Source organism: Caballeronia zhejiangensis (genome assembly GCF_022879815.1).
Taxonomy (GTDB): Bacteria; Pseudomonadota; Gammaproteobacteria; order Burkholderiales; family Burkholderiaceae; genus Caballeronia; species Caballeronia zhejiangensis.
Genome location: NZ_CP084283.1, coordinates 25,624 through 40,007 on the forward strand (window position 1 = coordinate 25,624; position 14,384 = coordinate 40,007).

Below are 14,384 nucleotides of genomic sequence, written 5' to 3' on the forward strand. Positions count from 1 at the left end.
GCCGCCGCCGTCCGGGCGCGCAATTCCCGCACGTTACAATTCCCCGTTCGCGCGAACTCTGCGCGTCGCCGTTGACCGTCCCCGTTTCGCCATGACCGACAAGCCTTCCCGCCGGCCCGCCGCCGCGCATTTCCGTCTGAGCGCGTTGCGTCTCGCGCCCGATTCGCTCGCGTTCGCGCTCGACAGCGCGGCGCAGGCCGTCGGCGCGGTGCGCGCGGGCTCGGCGCTGCCGGCGGCGTTGCAGACGGTCGTCGCGTCGGCGAAGCACGCGAGCGCGCGCGGGGCGGTGCAGGACATCGCGTATCGGACGATGCGCCGTCTCGCGCTCGCCGATGCGCTGCTGCACAGGCTCGTGAAGAAGGCGCCGCCGCCGCATGTGGCGAACGTGCTCGTCTGCGCGTTCGCGCTGCTGACCGACGACGAAGCGCATGCCGCTTACTCGCCCTTCACCGTGGTCGATCAGGCGGTGAGCGCGATCGCCGCGCGCCGCGAATTCGCGTTTGCGAAGGGCCTGGTGAACGCGGTGCTGCGCAATTTTCTGCGTGAGCGCGACATGCTGATCGACGAAGCGCGCACAAGCGAAGTCGCGCGCTGGAATTATCCGCAATGGTGGATCGACGCGGTGAAGCGCGGCCAGCCGGATGCCTGGGAGCGCATCCTCGAAGCGGGCAACGCGCAAGGTCCGCTCACGCTTCGCGTGAACGCGCGGCACGCGAGCGTCGACGACTGTCTCGCGCGCCTCCGCGACGCGCGTATCGAAGCCGACGCCGCCGGCCTGCACGCGGTGCGCCTGAGAACGCCGATGCCCGTCGATCGCATTCCCGGGTTCGACGAAGGCGTCGTGTCGGTGCAGGACGCCGGCGCGCAGCTCGCCGCGCAACTGCTCGGCGTGAAGGACGGCATGCGCGTGCTCGATGCCTGCGCCGCGCCGGGCGGCAAGACGGGCCACATTCTCGAACTCGCGAACGTCGATCTGATCGCGCTCGAAAGCGACGCCGAGCGTTCTGGCCGCATCGGACAAAACTTGCAGCGTCTGAAACTCGACGCGCAAATCAAGATCGGCGACGCGGGCGATCCCGCGCAATGGTTCGACGGCGCGACCTTCGACCGCATTCTCGCGGACGTGCCGTGCTCGGCGTCGGGCATCGTGCGGCGTCATCCGGATATCCGCTGGCTGCGGCGCGCATCGGATATCGATGCGCTCGTCGCCGAGCAAAGGCGCATCGTGAGCGCGCTGTGGCCGCTCGTCGCGAAGGGCGGCGAGCTGCTCTACGTGACGTGCTCCATCTTTCCCGAGGAGGGCGAAGAGCAGGCCCGCTGGTTTGGAACCGCACATGAAGATGCGGTACGATTGGACGCGCCGGGCCAATTGTTGCCGACAGCGGCGCGCGCAAGCGCGGTCGCGGCGCAAGGTTCACCGGACAGTACAAATCTCGCGAGCCCGCATCGGGACGCGGAGACTCTCGCGGACCACGACGGATTCTTCTACGCGCGCTTTCAGAAACGGTGACGATCAAACGCTTTTTTCCGCTTCGGCTCGCGGCCGTCATCTGGACTGCGCTGACGCTCTGGCTGACGTTCGCCGCGGCCGATTCCGCGTTCGCCGAGACGATCGCCGTGCAGCGCGCGTCGCTGCAAGCGGACAATGCCGGCTGGAGCTTGGACGCGCATTTCGACTTCGACCTGAACAACAGCCTCGAAGATGCCGTGAACCGCAGCGTGCCGCTCTATTTCACGATCGACTTCAACCTGTCGAGACCGCGCTGGTACTGGTTCGATGAAGAGCCGGTCAACGTGTCGCAGAGCATCCGTCTGTCATTTCAACCGCTCACGAACGAATATCGCGTGTCGACGGGCGGCCTGCAGTTGCGCTTCGCATCGTTGAACGAAGCGCTCGCGGTCATCAAGCATGTGACTTCGTGGCATGTCATCGACCGTAATCAGGTGCATGGCGGCGAAACCTATACCGCATCGGTGCGTATGCAGCTCGACATCGCATTGATGCCCAAGCCGTTCCAGATCGACGCGGTGAACAATCGCGACTGGAACCTTTCCTCGGACTGGAAGCGTTTTACTTTTACGGCGGCAGAACGTGCGAAATAGATTTCGACGCGGCCGCACGGACATGAAGAGTTTCGTCGTCCGCTTGCTGGTCTCCACGGTGGCGCTCACGGCAGTCCTGCTGCTCGTGATGCTCGCGCTCGCGAGCGCGAACACCGAGTTCTTCGACCGCTACTACGGCTGGCTCTACGCGGCGAATGTCGCGGTGGCGATGGTCTTCATGCTGATCGTCATCAGCCTGTTCATCATCATCGTGTCGAGGGTGAGGCAAGGGCGCTTCGGCACGCGCCTGCTCGCCAAGCTCGCGTTCATCTTCGCGCTCGTCGGCGTGGTGCCGGGCGCGATCATCTATGTGGTTTCGTATCAGTTCGTGTCGCGCAGCATCGAGTCGTGGTTCGACGTGAATGTCGAAACCGCGCTCACCTCCGGTCTGACGCTCGGGCGCGGCATGCTCCAGACATCGCTCGCCGATTTCAAGAACCGCGGCCGGCAGATGAGCGATCAGCTCGCGAGCGCCGATCCATCGAGTCTCACGCTGTCGCTTTTGCGGCTGCGCGATCAGTACGGCGTGCAGGACGCCGTCGTGTTCGAGCGGCCGCGCGATCAGTACAACCGCGAGGATCTCGCGGCGAACAACAGTTCGCAACGCGTGCCCGGATTGCGCACGGTCGCGCAGGCATCGGGCAATTACTACGCGCTCCTGCCGGCCAATGAGCCGACCGGCACGATGCTGCGGGAGGCGCAGGATCATCCGTACGGCGCGATCGAAGGCGAGATCGACGGCGATCCGAAATCGAACGGGCCGAAGGGCGCATTGCGATTGCGCGTGCTCACGAAGATTCCCGATCCGACGACGACCACCGAATTTCAGCACGTCGACCGTTTCCTGCAGATCGAGCAGCCCGTGAGCCAGGAGCTCGCGCGCAACGCCGACGCCGTGCAGCGCGCGTATCGCGAATATCAGGAGAAGCGGCTCGGGCGCACCGGCTTGCGCAAGATGTATATCGGCACGCTGACGCTCGCGCTTTTTCTCGCGACCTTCATCGCGATGATGCTCGCGCTCGCGCTCGGCAATCAGCTCGCGCGGCCGTTGTTCCTGCTGGCGCAGGGCACGAAGGAAGTGGCCGAAGGCGACTACACGCCCAAACGCGAGATCAATTCACGCGACGAACTCGGCTTTCTCACGCAGTCCTTCAACGCGATGACGCGCCAGCTTTCCGAGGCGCGCGCGGCGGTCGAGAACAATCGCATCGCACTGGAGCATTCGAAGGCGTATCTGGAGAGCATTCTCGCGAACCTCACCGCGGGCGTGTTCGTGTTCGACCGGCAGTTCCGTCTCTCCACCGCGAATCGCGGCGCGGAGCGCATCTTCCGCCAACCGTTCGCCGCGTTGCTCAATCAGCCGCTCGATCAGATCGAGGTGCTCGCCGAGTTCGGCGCGATGGTCAAAAAGGCGTTCGCCGAGCGCAACGCGGCGGCGGTCGGCAGCGATCATCCTGTCGGCGATCGCGGTCACTGGCAGCAGCAGGTTGCGGTGACGGTGCCGGGCGAGAGCGATCCGCTCACGTTGCTCGTGCGCGGCACGCAGTTGTTGAGCGTGACCGAGAGCGACACCGACGACGCGGAAACCACGGGCTACGTCGTCGTGTTCGATGACATATCGGATGTCATCTCCGCGCAGCGTTCCGTCGCGTGGGGCGAAGTCGCGCGGCGTCTCGCGCACGAGATCAAGAATCCGCTCACGCCTATTCAGCTTTCAGCCGAACGTCTGCAGATGAAGCTCGCCGACAAGCTCGCGCCGCCGGATGCGGACGTGCTGAAGCGCGCGTCGACGACCATCGTCAATCAGGTGCAGGCGATGAAGCAGATGGTCGACGACTTCCGCGAATACGCGCGCACGCCGCCCGCGGTGCTCGGCAATCTGCAACTGAACGATCTCGTCGCGGAAGTGCTGACGTTGTACGGCATCGAGGACGGCAAGACGCCGATCAAAGTCGATCTCGCGAAGCTGCCGGTGATACGCGGCGATGCGACGCAGATCCGCCAGGTCATCCACAACTTGTTGCAGAACGCGCAGGATGCGGTGGCCGAAGTCGCGGAGCCGCGCGTGCTGCTCGAAACGAGGACAGTAGAATATGGCGAGCCCGATGCATCGGGTCATGCGCGCGTCGCGGTTCGCCTGACTGTGTCGGACAACGGCTCGGGCTTTCCGGCGCGTATTCTTTCGCGTGCTTTCGAGCCTTACGTGACGACGAAAGCGAAAGGCACGGGCCTGGGACTTGCGACCGTGAAGAAGATCGTCGACGAGCACGGCGCGCGCATCGACATACGCAACCGCTCGAAGAGCGCGGATGTGATCGAAGGCGCGCAGATATCGATTCTGTTTCTACAACTCGCGGACGATACCGCGGCGCCCGGCGCGACGCCTGGCTCCGGTGCGCCGGCGAATCATGGAACGACAAAAGCAACAGTGCAGACAAGGGCAGCGTAAATGGCAACCATCCTGGTGGTAGACGATGAAATGGGGATCCGGGAACTGCTCTCCGAGATCCTGAGCGACGAAGGCCATGTTGTGGAAGTGGCGGAAAACGCGCAGCACGCGCGCGACTACCGTCTACAGCAAACGCCCGATCTCGTTTTGCTCGACATCTGGATGCCCGATACCGACGGCGTAACGCTCCTCAAGGAATGGGCCGCGCAGGGCAAGCTCACGATGCCGGTCATCATGATGTCGGGGCATGCGACTATCGACACGGCCGTCGAGGCGACGAAGATCGGCGCGCTCAACTTCCTCGAAAAGCCGATCGCGCTGCAGAAACTGCTGAAGGCCGTCGAGCAGGGACTCGCGCACGGCACTGCGGCGGCGCCCGCGGCGACGGCGGCGAAGCCTCCGTCGAGCGTGAACGCATCGGGCGTGCCCGTCGCGGCTGCGCTGCCGACGGCATCGGCGCTGAATGCATCGAACGATGCGGCGGCGAGCGGCGCGGCGCAGAATCAGTCCGGGCAGACGGCGTCGATCTCGTTCGATATTCCGTTGCGCGACGCCCGCGATGCGTTCGAACGCGCGTACTTCGAATATCACCTTGCGCGCGAGAACGGCAGCATGACGCGCGTCGCCGAAAAGACGGGGCTGGAGCGCACGCACCTGTATCGCAAGTTGAAGCAGCTCGGCGTCGATCTTGGGAAGAACAAGAACGAGGTGTGAGCGCGGCCCCGGACATTTTCAGAAAAATGCGCAAAGGGGCTTGAGGCGCGGGATAGTCTCTGCTATAGTTTCACCTCTTCGTTGGCCCGGTAGCTCAGTTGGTAGAGCAGCGGATTGAAAATCCGCGTGTCGATGGTTCGATTCCGTCCCAGGCCACCAGAATGCAAGAAGCCCGAGAGTGTTATCGCTCTCGGGCTTTTTCATTTTCCGCATGTGAAGAACGCGCAGTCCGTGTAAGCCGACTGCGCGTTCTTTTTTCAGCGATCCGGCGCTTACTTCGGATTGGCCGCGACGAAATTCTTGAACGCGGTGTAAGACGCCTTCTGCGTTTTGCCGTCGTTCTTCAGCAGGCCGTACGCGCCTTCGCCGCCTGCGGGATCGTCATACAACTGGTACGTCTGAATCGCCTGGATGTTGTACTTCGACGCCAGCGCGACGAACTGCGCCATCATCTTGTTGCCGACGAGATACGACGCGATCTGCTGATCCGAGCCATACCACGGACGCACGCCGTATTCGTTGAGCCAGATCGGCTTGCCGAACTGCTGCAGTGTTCCGAGTACGTCATGGCAACCCGTGCCGCCGCACGCGTTGGTGATGTCGCCCATATCCGAATACCAGTGCCACGCGGTGATGTCCCAGTTCACGACCGGGTGCCCCGTCGTGCCGTCCGGCTGCGTGCCGGCCGCGAGCATCTGATCCACGGCGTAATGCATCCACGTACCGCCGCCCATGATGATCTTGCCGTTCGTATCGACCGACTTCACGCCGGCGATCATGCCGCGAATGACGCCGCGCGCGATCTGGAATTTCGCGTTGTCGAACTGCTGCGGATAGACGCCGTCGACGTTGTTGTAAATCGTCATCGCGTCGAGTTCGTTCGACACTTCGTAGTACGGGTACTTGTAGGCGGTGGCCGTCCAGACGCCCAACTGATAGCCGGCGTTATACGCGTCGGTCTCGGTGTTGAAGTCGATGCTCATCAGCATGACGGGATACACGGTCACGCCGCCCGCTGCCATCGTCTTCGCGATGCCTGCCAGCTTGTTCGCCGATGACTGGTTGTACACCTCGTTCCGATACAGCTTCACGCCGAGATCCTGCAACTGCGAGAGCTGCACTGCCGGGCTGGAGATGTCGTACGCGCCGCCTTCGTTGTTGTGACCGTTGGCGCCGTAGAAGATCGTGCTCGTGGTTGTCGCGGCCGCCGCCTTGCGGCTCGCCGCGGCTGTGGTCGATGCGGTGTCGAGCGCGTCGTTGCCGCCGCCTCCGCACGCTGCCAGCAACACGCTGGTTGCCACGGCAGCGGTGATAAGGCTCGCCTTGGGTGCCCGTAATGCGTCAATGACGCGCAAGCTGGTCTGAATGTATTTTTTCATTGTATGTACTACTGATGGAGATGTTGTGTATCGGTGAAGTAGGTACGTCTTCAGGAGCGCCGTGAGCCGAAAGGGCGGATCGGAAACGGACCTGCGGTCCCGCTTAACCCTGCGGGAGGGTTTCAAGCCGAGTAATTTCGAAGTGCGAATTAACGGCGGCCGTCAGTCGACGGGGCTTTGATGGCGCGCCAGTGTCCTGCAACGAAACGAAAAAAATACCTGAAACTGTAACGAGGCCGCGCCATTTTGTTACATGTATAACGGCGCGCGTGTTGGCGGGTTTAGAGAATTCGTCGGAATTGCCGACTTATTTCTTCCGATGATGGCACGAATTACCGCTTCCCCGCGCGCCAGCGCGCCGAGCTCGGCGAACAACCGCCCTCCGTGTTAAAATTCGCGCCGAATTAAGGACTTGCCTCGTCCTCGGACCCCGCAAGTCCTTTTCTTTTCGGCGCTCCGAATTGCTCGTGCGACGCGCCGGAACATTCGTCCGGCGCTGGTCATCCGTCTCGCATTCCGCTATCGGCGGCATAAAGGGCGTGCGCTTCCGGGCGAAGGCCGCCGGCCTATACTGGACTCGCGGGCGTCTTGCCCGCGCCGCTCGTCGCGAAGTCCGGTCACTCCGACTGCCTGTGCGGCGTGCGACGCCATCAAATTCACGGAGTACGGAGTTTTCACGGTGACTCGGATAGACGCTAAAGACAGCGCGCTCGTGCTGTTCTCCGGCGGCCAGGACTCGGCCACGTGCCTCGCCTGGGCGCTCGAACGTTACAAGACGGTAGAGACGCTCGGTTTCGATTACGGACAGCGCCATCGCGTGGAACTCGAGTGCCGCGAAGGCTTTCGCGCCGCGATCGTGCGCGAGTTTCCGCAATGGGCCGAACGGCTGGGCGAAGATCACATGATCGATCTGTCCGTGCTCGGCGCGATCAGCGATACCGCGATGACGCGCGAGATCGAGATTCAGGCGACCGCGAACGGCCTGCCCAACACGTTCGTGCCGGGCCGCAATCTGCTGTTCATGACGATTGCTGCAGCAGTGGCGTATCGGCGCGGGCTGAAGGTGCTGGTCGGCGGCATGTGCGAGACGGACTTCTCCGGCTATCCGGATTGCCGCGACGACACGATGAAAGCGCTGCAAGTCGCGCTCAATCTCGGCATGGAAACGCGCTACGCGCTCGAAACGCCGCTGATGTGGCTCGACAAGGCCGATACCTGGCGGCTCGCGGAAACGCTCGGCGGCGAGGCGCTCGTCGAACTGGTGCGCGTCGAGACGCACACTTGCTATGTCGGCGAGCGCGCGGAATTGCACGACTGGGGCTTCGGCTGCGGCCAATGCCCGGCATGCAAACTGCGCAAACGTGGTTATGAGGCGTATCGCGCGGGCGAGCAGGTCGATACCGCGCCGGTCTGATTTTTTTTAGAGGTTCACAGAGCAGTCATGACGTACGCGGTAAAGGAAATTTTCTACACGTTGCAGGGCGAAGGCGCCAATGCCGGGCGTCCGGCCGTGTTCTGCCGTTTCGCGGGCTGCAATCTGTGGTCGGGGCGCGAGGAAGATCGCGCGGACGCCGTCTGCCAGTTTTGCGACACCGATTTCGTCGGCACCGATGGCGAAAACGGTGGCAAGTACAAAACGCCGGCGGAACTCGTCGCGAAGATCGCATCGCTGTGGCCGGAAGGCGAGGCGCACAAATTCGTCGTGTGCACGGGCGGCGAGCCGATGCTGCAGATCGACCAGCCGTTCGTCGATGCGCTGCACGAAGCCGGCTTCGAAATGGCGATCGAAACGAACGGTTCGCTGCCGGTGCTCGAGAGCATCGACTGGATTTGCGTGAGTCCGAAAGCCGACGCGCCGCTTGTCGTGACGAAAGGCAACGAGCTGAAAGTCGTGGTGCCGCAGGACAACCAGCGTCTTGCCGAGTACGAAAAGCTCGACTTCGAATACTTTCTCGTGCAACCGATGGACAACGCATCGCGCGACATCAACACGAAGCTCGCGATCGACTGGTGCAAGCGGCATCCGAAGTGGCGCCTGTCGATGCAGACGCACAAATACCTGAATATCCCCTGAACGCCGTGCAGACGATTACCCGAAAACTCGAATTCGATGCGGGCCACCGCATTCCCGATCACCGCAGCCAGTGCCGCAATCTGCACGGGCATCGCTACGTGCTCGAAATCACGCTACAAGGCGATCTCGTCGATGTGGAAGGCGCGCCCGATCGCGGCATGGTGATGGACTTCGCCGACGTGAAAGCGCTCGCGATGGAGCATCTCGTCAACAAATGGGATCACGCGTTCATCGTCTACGAGGGCGATGTCAAGGTGCGCGAATTTCTGCAGACGCTGTCGGATCACAAGACCGTCGTGCTCGATCGCATTCCGACCGTCGAGAACCTCGCGGCCGTCGCGTTCAACATTCTCGCGGAAGTCTATGACGCGCACTACGGCGTCAATCTCAAGCTGAAGCGCGTGCGTCTGTACGAAACGCCGAACTGCTGGGCCGACGTCGCGCGCGGCTGATTTCAGGCGTGCGCGCGGCCGGAAGCACCTCCGGCGCGCGTGCTTTTGTCACGGTATGATCGTCCGATGAGTCGCCCATCCTCCGAGGCGGCGAGACACGGAGCGCACGCATGCCGTCACTTCATCCGTTTTTCCAGTGGCCGCGCGTGGCCGTCCTTCAAACGCTCGAAGGAGACGCGCGATGAGCACCTTCACCAATCCCCTCAAGCAGCGCTTCTCCGAACCGGGCACGTTGTTCGGCCTGTGGCTGTCGCTAGGCAGCGCCGATGCCGCCGAAGCGCTCGCGCACGCGGGCTTCGACTGGCTCTGCATCGACATGGAGCACTCGCCGAACGATAGCGCCGACGTCGTCGCCCAGTTGCGCGCGATCGCCGCCGCGCATCTGCCGAGCGAGCCGATCGTGCGCGTGCCGGCGAACGAAGGCTGGCTCGTCAAGCGCGCGCTCGACGCAGGCGCGCGCACGCTGATGTTCCCGAACGTGCAATCGGCGGAAGAGGCGGCGCGCATCGTGAGGCTGACGCAATATCCGACCGAAGCGGCGCTGCACGGCCTGCGCGGCGTGGCGGGCGCGGTGCGCGCGGCGGCATACGGTATGCGTCGCGATTACATGGCGAGCGCGAATGCGCAGATTGCGACGATCGTGCAGATCGAATCGGTCGCGGCGCTCGAAGCCGTCGATGAAATTGCCGCGACGCCGGGCGTCGATTGCCTGTTCATCGGGCCGGCGGATCTGGCCGCGAGCCTCGGTCATCTCGGCGACGGCAAGCATCCGGATGTGCAGGCGGCGATCACGAAGATCGTCGACGCGGCGAATCGCGCGGGCATCGCGAGCGGCATCTTCGCACTCGATGCCGCGAGCGCGAAGCAGTACGCGCAGGCGGGCATCAAGCTCGTCGCGATCGGCGCGGATGTAATGTGGCTGTTGAAGGCGACGCGTCAGGCGTTGCAGGAGGCGAGATCATGAAAGCCGCCGCCGCTGCGATCATCGCGCTGGCGCTCGCCGGTGCGGCACGCGCCGACAACGCGCCGAAGCCGACCGACATCGCGACGCAAAACGCCGTCGCCGATTACAACGCGGGCAATTTCGTCGCGGCGCGCTCGGAGTTTCGGCGTGCGGCGCAAAGAGGCAGCCGCCTCGCCGAATTCAACTACGCGATGATGCTGCTCAACGGCGAGGGCGGCCCGGCGGATGTGCCCGAAGGCAAGAAATGGCTGCGCCGCGCCGCCGACGCCAACATGACGCACGCGCAATACGTGTACGGCAAGATGTACGACGACGGCCAGTTCGTCGAGAAAGATCCGGCGGAGGCGCATCGCTGGTTCCTGCGCGCGGCGAATCAGGGTCACGTACAGGCCGAACTCGCGCTCGCCAACCAGTTCCTCGACGGACGCGGCACCGCGCGCGACAACACGCAGGCGTTCACCTGGTACAAGAAGGCTGCGGAAGGCGGCGACATGACGGCGCAATACGTCGCGGGATCGTTCTACGAGCGCGGCGGCGATGGCGTCGAACGCAATCTGAATGTCGCGCGGGCTTATTACGCGGCAGCGGCCGCGCAGGGCGATCCGGCGGCGAAGCTCAAGTATCTGCAGCTCAGCACCGAACTCGAGCAGCAGAAGCCCAGTGACGGCGCGCGTCGATAAAAAAAACCGCGGTCGAAGCCGCGGCTCATGTGGCGGAAGATAGCCCGCTAACTCTGCATCAACCGCTTTTGCCGCGCGACGCTCATGATGAGCCCGGCCGCGACGCCGAGCGTCGTCAGCGCGGTTCCGCCGTAACTCATGAAGGGCAGCGGCACGCCGACCACCGGCAGGATCCCGCTCACCATGCCGATGTTGACGAACGCGTAAGTAAAGAACGCGAGCGTGAGCGATCCCGCCAATAATCGCCCGAAGAAGGTCGCTCCGTTCGCCGCGATGAACAGTCCGCGCGCGATGAGCGCCATATAAAGAAAGAGCAGCACGAGCCCGCCCGCGAGCCCGAACTCTTCGGAGAACACGGCGAAAATGAAGTCGGTGTGTTTCTCGGGGATGAACTCGAGGTGCGCCTGCGTGCCCTTCAGCCAGCCCTTGCCGAGCGTGCCGCCGGAGCCGATCGCAATCACCGCCTGAATCGTGTGGAAGCCTTTGCCGAGCGGATCGGAAGTCGGATCGAGCAGCGTGCAGATGCGATGCTTCTGGTAGTCGTGCATCATCGGCCAGACGACTTCGGGCTGACAAATCTTTTCCTGGAACGTCGCGACGCCCGCCACCGCGATGACGCCCGCGATCAGCACCGGCAGGATCAGCTTGAAACTCAGCCCCGCGAAATAGATGACGAACATGCCCGCCGCGAACACGAGCACGGCGGTGCCGAGGTCCGGCTGCTTCGCGATCAGGCCGACGGGCAGCATCAGAATGAGAAAGCCGACGATGTAATCCCACCAGCGAATGTTGCTTTCGCGCTTCTGGTAGTACCACGCGAGCATCAGCGGCATCGCGATCTTCATGATTTCCGATGGCTGGATCACCACGCCGACATTGAGCCAGCGCTTCGCGCCCTTGCGCGTCAGGCCGAACGCGGCGACCGCGATCAGCAACGCGACGCCGACCGTATAGAGCGGCACGGCGAAGCGCATCAGCGTTTGCGGCGGAATGTTGGCGAGTATCCACATCAGGCCGAAGGTCAGCATGATGTTGCGCAACTGGTCTTCGACGCGGCCCGGCATGTCGAGGCTGGCGCTATAGAGCGTCACGATTCCGACGCCGAGCAGCAGGAACACGATCAGCGCGAGCGGCTTGTCGAAGCCCGCGAACATGCGCTTGGCGCGGTCCAGCAGCTCGCGCTTGTCGAATTGGACGTGCAGTTGCATGGCGGTTTCCTTTACTCGTCGATGCCGCCGGACGGCGCGAGAACGCGCACCCCGTCGTTTTCGTTGCTGCGCACCATGGTGGGCGTCGGCTCGCTCGGGCGCTTCTTCGGCGCGGGCGATCGGCCGGGCGTCGATGCAGGCACCGCAGCCGCAGGCGCAGCGGGCGGCGCCGACGCAGCGCGCGGTTTCGAGACTTTCGGAGCGGATGCCGCAGGCGCCGACGCCGCCTTCGCGACATCCGGATTCGACGCCGCTTGCGGCGAAAACGCCGGCGACGAATTCGCGACCGACGCGGGCAGCGCGACGGCGGCGGGCGGTTGCGTGCCGCCGATGACCGGCACGGTCGCTTCGGTCGTGGCCGAAGCCGCCGCTGCGACCGCCGCCGCTTCCGCGCCCGGCTTGAGACGGTCGACGAGGTAATAGTCGAGCACCTTGCGCGCGATCGGACCGGCGGACTCCGCGCCCCAGCCGCCGTTTTCGACGATCAGCGCGATCGCGATCTTCGGCTGCTCCGCCGGCGCGAACGCGATGAACAACGCATGGTCCCGCAGATGCTCGGCCGTTCCGCCGTGGCCCCGATAGTTCGCGCCCTGCAGCGAATAGACCTGTGCCGTGCCCGTCTTGCCCGCCGCGAGATAGGGCGCACCCGCGAAAACCTTCGCTGCCGTGCCGTTCGTCACGACGCCTTCCATTGCGTGCTTGATGACGTCGATGTCCTTCTGCTGCACCGGAATCTTGTTGCTCGGATCGCGCACGACCGCGCGCAGGTCCTTGTTGATCGGATTCTCGATGTTGCGCACGAGGTGCGGCTTCATCACGACGCCGTTATTCGCGAGCGTCGCCGTCGCGTGCGCGAGTTGCAGGATCGTGAACGAGTTGTAGCCCTGCCCGATGCCGAGACTGATCGTCTCGCCTTCGTACCATTTCTGCTGCTCGGGCTTGCGGTACGCCTTGCGCTTCCATTCCGTCGACGGAAGAATGCCCTTCGCCTCGCCCGCGATATCGATGCCGGTGATCTGGCCGAAGCCCCACGGCTTCATGAAGCCGGCCATCGCATTGACGCCGAGATCGCGCGCGAGCATGTAGAAGTACGTGTCGTTCGACACGACGATCGCGCGGTTCATGTCCACCCAGCCCTGACCCGAGCGCACGTCGTTGCGGAACGTGTGGCCGCCGAACGTGAAGTAGCCCGGATCCTGGAAGCCCCAGCCCGGCGTGCGCTTGTGCAGCGACAACGCGGCGAGCGCCATGAACGGCTTGTAAGTCGAGCCCGGCGGATACGTGCCGTGCAGCGGACGATTCAAGAGCGGATGATCCGGCGAATTGTTGAGCGCGTCCCAGGTTTGCTGATCGATGCCGTCGACGAACGAATTCGGATCGAAACTCGGCGCGGAGACGAATGCGAGCACGTCGCCGGTCGATGGCTCGATCGCGACGAGCGCGCCGCGCTTGCCCGCGAATGCCTGCTCCGCGACCTGCTGCAAGCCGATATCCAGCGACAACTGCAAATTGTTGCCCGGCGTCGCCTGCGTGCGCGACATCGTGCGTACCGGACGGCCGCCCGCGGTCACTTCCACTTCCTCGAAACCGGTCAGGCCGTGCAGCTCCGTTTCGTAGCTCTGCTCGACGCCGATCTTGCCGACGTAATCCGTGCCCTTGTAATTGTTGGCGTCGAGGCGCGGATCGTAGTGATCCGAGCTTTCGTCGTTGGCGTCGCTCGCGTCGTCGATGCGCTCCTGATCGCGCTGCGAAATGCGCCCGATATAGCCGATCACATGCGCTGCGGTCGTGCCGAGCGGATATTGGCGGAACAGGCGCGCGCGCACTTCGACGCCGGGAAAGCGGAAACGCTGCGCCGTGAACTTGGCGACCTCCTCGTCGGTGAGACGCGTGCGAATCGGCAGGCTTTCGAAATTCTTCGAGTCCTCGAGAAGCTTCTTAAAACGGCGGCGGTCGCGCGCGTCGATCGGAATGACTTGCGACAGCTCGTCGATGGTTTCGTCGAGCGTGCCGTTGATCTTGGAGCGCGTGATTTCGAGCGTGTACGCCGAATAGTTCTTCGCCAGCACGACCCCGTTGCGGTCGGTGATGATGCCGCGATTCGGCACGATCGGCGCGACCGAAATGCGGTTCTCGTTTGCCTGCAACGAGTATTTGCTGAAATGCCAGACCTGCAGATAGAGGAAGCGCAGCCCGATCAGCCCGAAGCAGATGAACACGAACAGTCCCGCCGCCGCGACGCGCAGGCGGAACTTCGACAACTGTTGCTCGGTGTTCTTGATTTCGGTCATGCAGCTTTCGCGGTGTGCTCGCGATTCAAGTGTAGTTCGCGCGCGGCGGTTTTTTCGCCGACCCGGCGCC

At 63.6% G+C, this 14,384-nt stretch carries 12 protein-coding genes and 1 tRNA gene; 10 read left to right on the forward strand and 3 right to left on the reverse strand.

Features of this window, described 5'->3' with window-relative positions:
- Positions 1-91 precede the first annotated feature (91 nt).
- The 5 genes from rsmB (at position 92) to LDZ23_RS00135 (ending at position 5,425) form a co-directional block, all read left to right on the forward strand.
- On the forward strand, positions 92-1,510 hold the full coding sequence (gene rsmB, locus LDZ23_RS00115; protein ID WP_008352186.1) for a 16S rRNA (cytosine(967)-C(5))-methyltransferase RsmB: 1,419 nt from the start codon (positions 92-94) through the stop codon (positions 1,508-1,510).
- A complete protein-coding gene (locus LDZ23_RS00120) occupies positions 1,507-2,103 on the forward strand; it encodes a DUF4390 domain-containing protein (protein WP_008352184.1) in 597 nt (198 codons plus the stop codon). Before rsmB ends, LDZ23_RS00120 begins: the two co-directional genes overlap by 4 nt.
- A 22-nt stretch (positions 2,104-2,125) precedes the next feature.
- Positions 2,126-4,552 carry a sensor histidine kinase gene (locus tag LDZ23_RS00125; protein ID WP_008352182.1) on the forward strand — a complete coding sequence of 809 codons (2,427 nt, stop codon included), beginning with the start codon at positions 2,126-2,128 and terminating at the stop codon, positions 4,550-4,552.
- Positions 4,553-5,266, forward strand: a complete 714-nt coding sequence (gene esaR, locus LDZ23_RS00130; RefSeq protein ID WP_008352180.1) for a response regulator transcription factor EsaR — start codon at positions 4,553-4,555, stop codon at positions 5,264-5,266. It begins immediately after the preceding gene.
- 83 nt (positions 5,267-5,349) lie between these two features.
- Positions 5,350-5,425, forward strand: a tRNA-Phe gene (locus LDZ23_RS00135).
- A 113-nt stretch (positions 5,426-5,538) separates the two neighbouring features.
- Here LDZ23_RS00135 and LDZ23_RS00140 read toward each other — a convergent pair.
- Positions 5,539-6,645: a glycoside hydrolase family protein gene (locus LDZ23_RS00140; protein WP_144403735.1), complete on the reverse strand. Its 1,107-nt coding sequence runs from the start codon at positions 6,643-6,645 to the stop codon at positions 5,539-5,541.
- Between the two features lie 679 nt (positions 6,646-7,324).
- Here LDZ23_RS00140 and queC point away from each other — a divergent pair.
- The 5 genes from queC to LDZ23_RS00165 all read left to right on the forward strand — a co-directional run bounded on the left by queC (position 7,325) and on the right by LDZ23_RS00165 (position 10,815).
- Positions 7,325-8,059, forward strand: a complete 735-nt coding sequence (queC, locus tag LDZ23_RS00145) for a 7-cyano-7-deazaguanine synthase QueC (RefSeq protein ID WP_008352176.1) — start codon at positions 7,325-7,327, stop codon at positions 8,057-8,059.
- Between the two features lie 27 nt (positions 8,060-8,086).
- Positions 8,087-8,719 (forward strand): 7-carboxy-7-deazaguanine synthase, encoded by a 633-nt coding sequence (gene queE / locus LDZ23_RS00150; protein ID WP_008352174.1) that lies wholly within the window; start codon positions 8,087-8,089, stop codon positions 8,717-8,719.
- Between the two features lie 5 nt (positions 8,720-8,724).
- Positions 8,725-9,171: a 6-carboxytetrahydropterin synthase QueD gene (gene queD, locus LDZ23_RS00155; RefSeq protein ID WP_008352173.1), complete on the forward strand. Its 447-nt coding sequence runs from the start codon at positions 8,725-8,727 to the stop codon at positions 9,169-9,171.
- Between the two features lie 181 nt (positions 9,172-9,352).
- Complete coding sequence (locus tag LDZ23_RS00160) at positions 9,353-10,135, forward strand: HpcH/HpaI aldolase family protein (protein WP_008352171.1); 783 nt, start codon at positions 9,353-9,355, stop codon at positions 10,133-10,135.
- The gene (locus tag LDZ23_RS00165; protein ID WP_008352169.1) at positions 10,132-10,815 is read left to right on the forward strand and encodes a tetratricopeptide repeat protein; all 684 of its coding nucleotides are present in this window, start codon (positions 10,132-10,134) and stop codon (positions 10,813-10,815) included. Before LDZ23_RS00160 ends, LDZ23_RS00165 begins: the two co-directional genes overlap by 4 nt.
- 47 nt (positions 10,816-10,862) lie before the next feature.
- Here LDZ23_RS00165 and rodA read toward each other — a convergent pair whose 3' ends face one another.
- Complete coding sequence (gene rodA, locus LDZ23_RS00170; RefSeq protein ID WP_008352167.1) at positions 10,863-12,023, reverse strand: rod shape-determining protein RodA; 1,161 nt, start codon at positions 12,021-12,023, stop codon at positions 10,863-10,865.
- An 11-nt stretch (positions 12,024-12,034) separates the two neighbouring features.
- Complete coding sequence (gene mrdA, locus LDZ23_RS00175) at positions 12,035-14,314, reverse strand: penicillin-binding protein 2 (RefSeq protein WP_008352166.1); 2,280 nt, start codon at positions 14,312-14,314, stop codon at positions 12,035-12,037.
- Positions 14,315-14,384 lie beyond the last annotated feature (70 nt).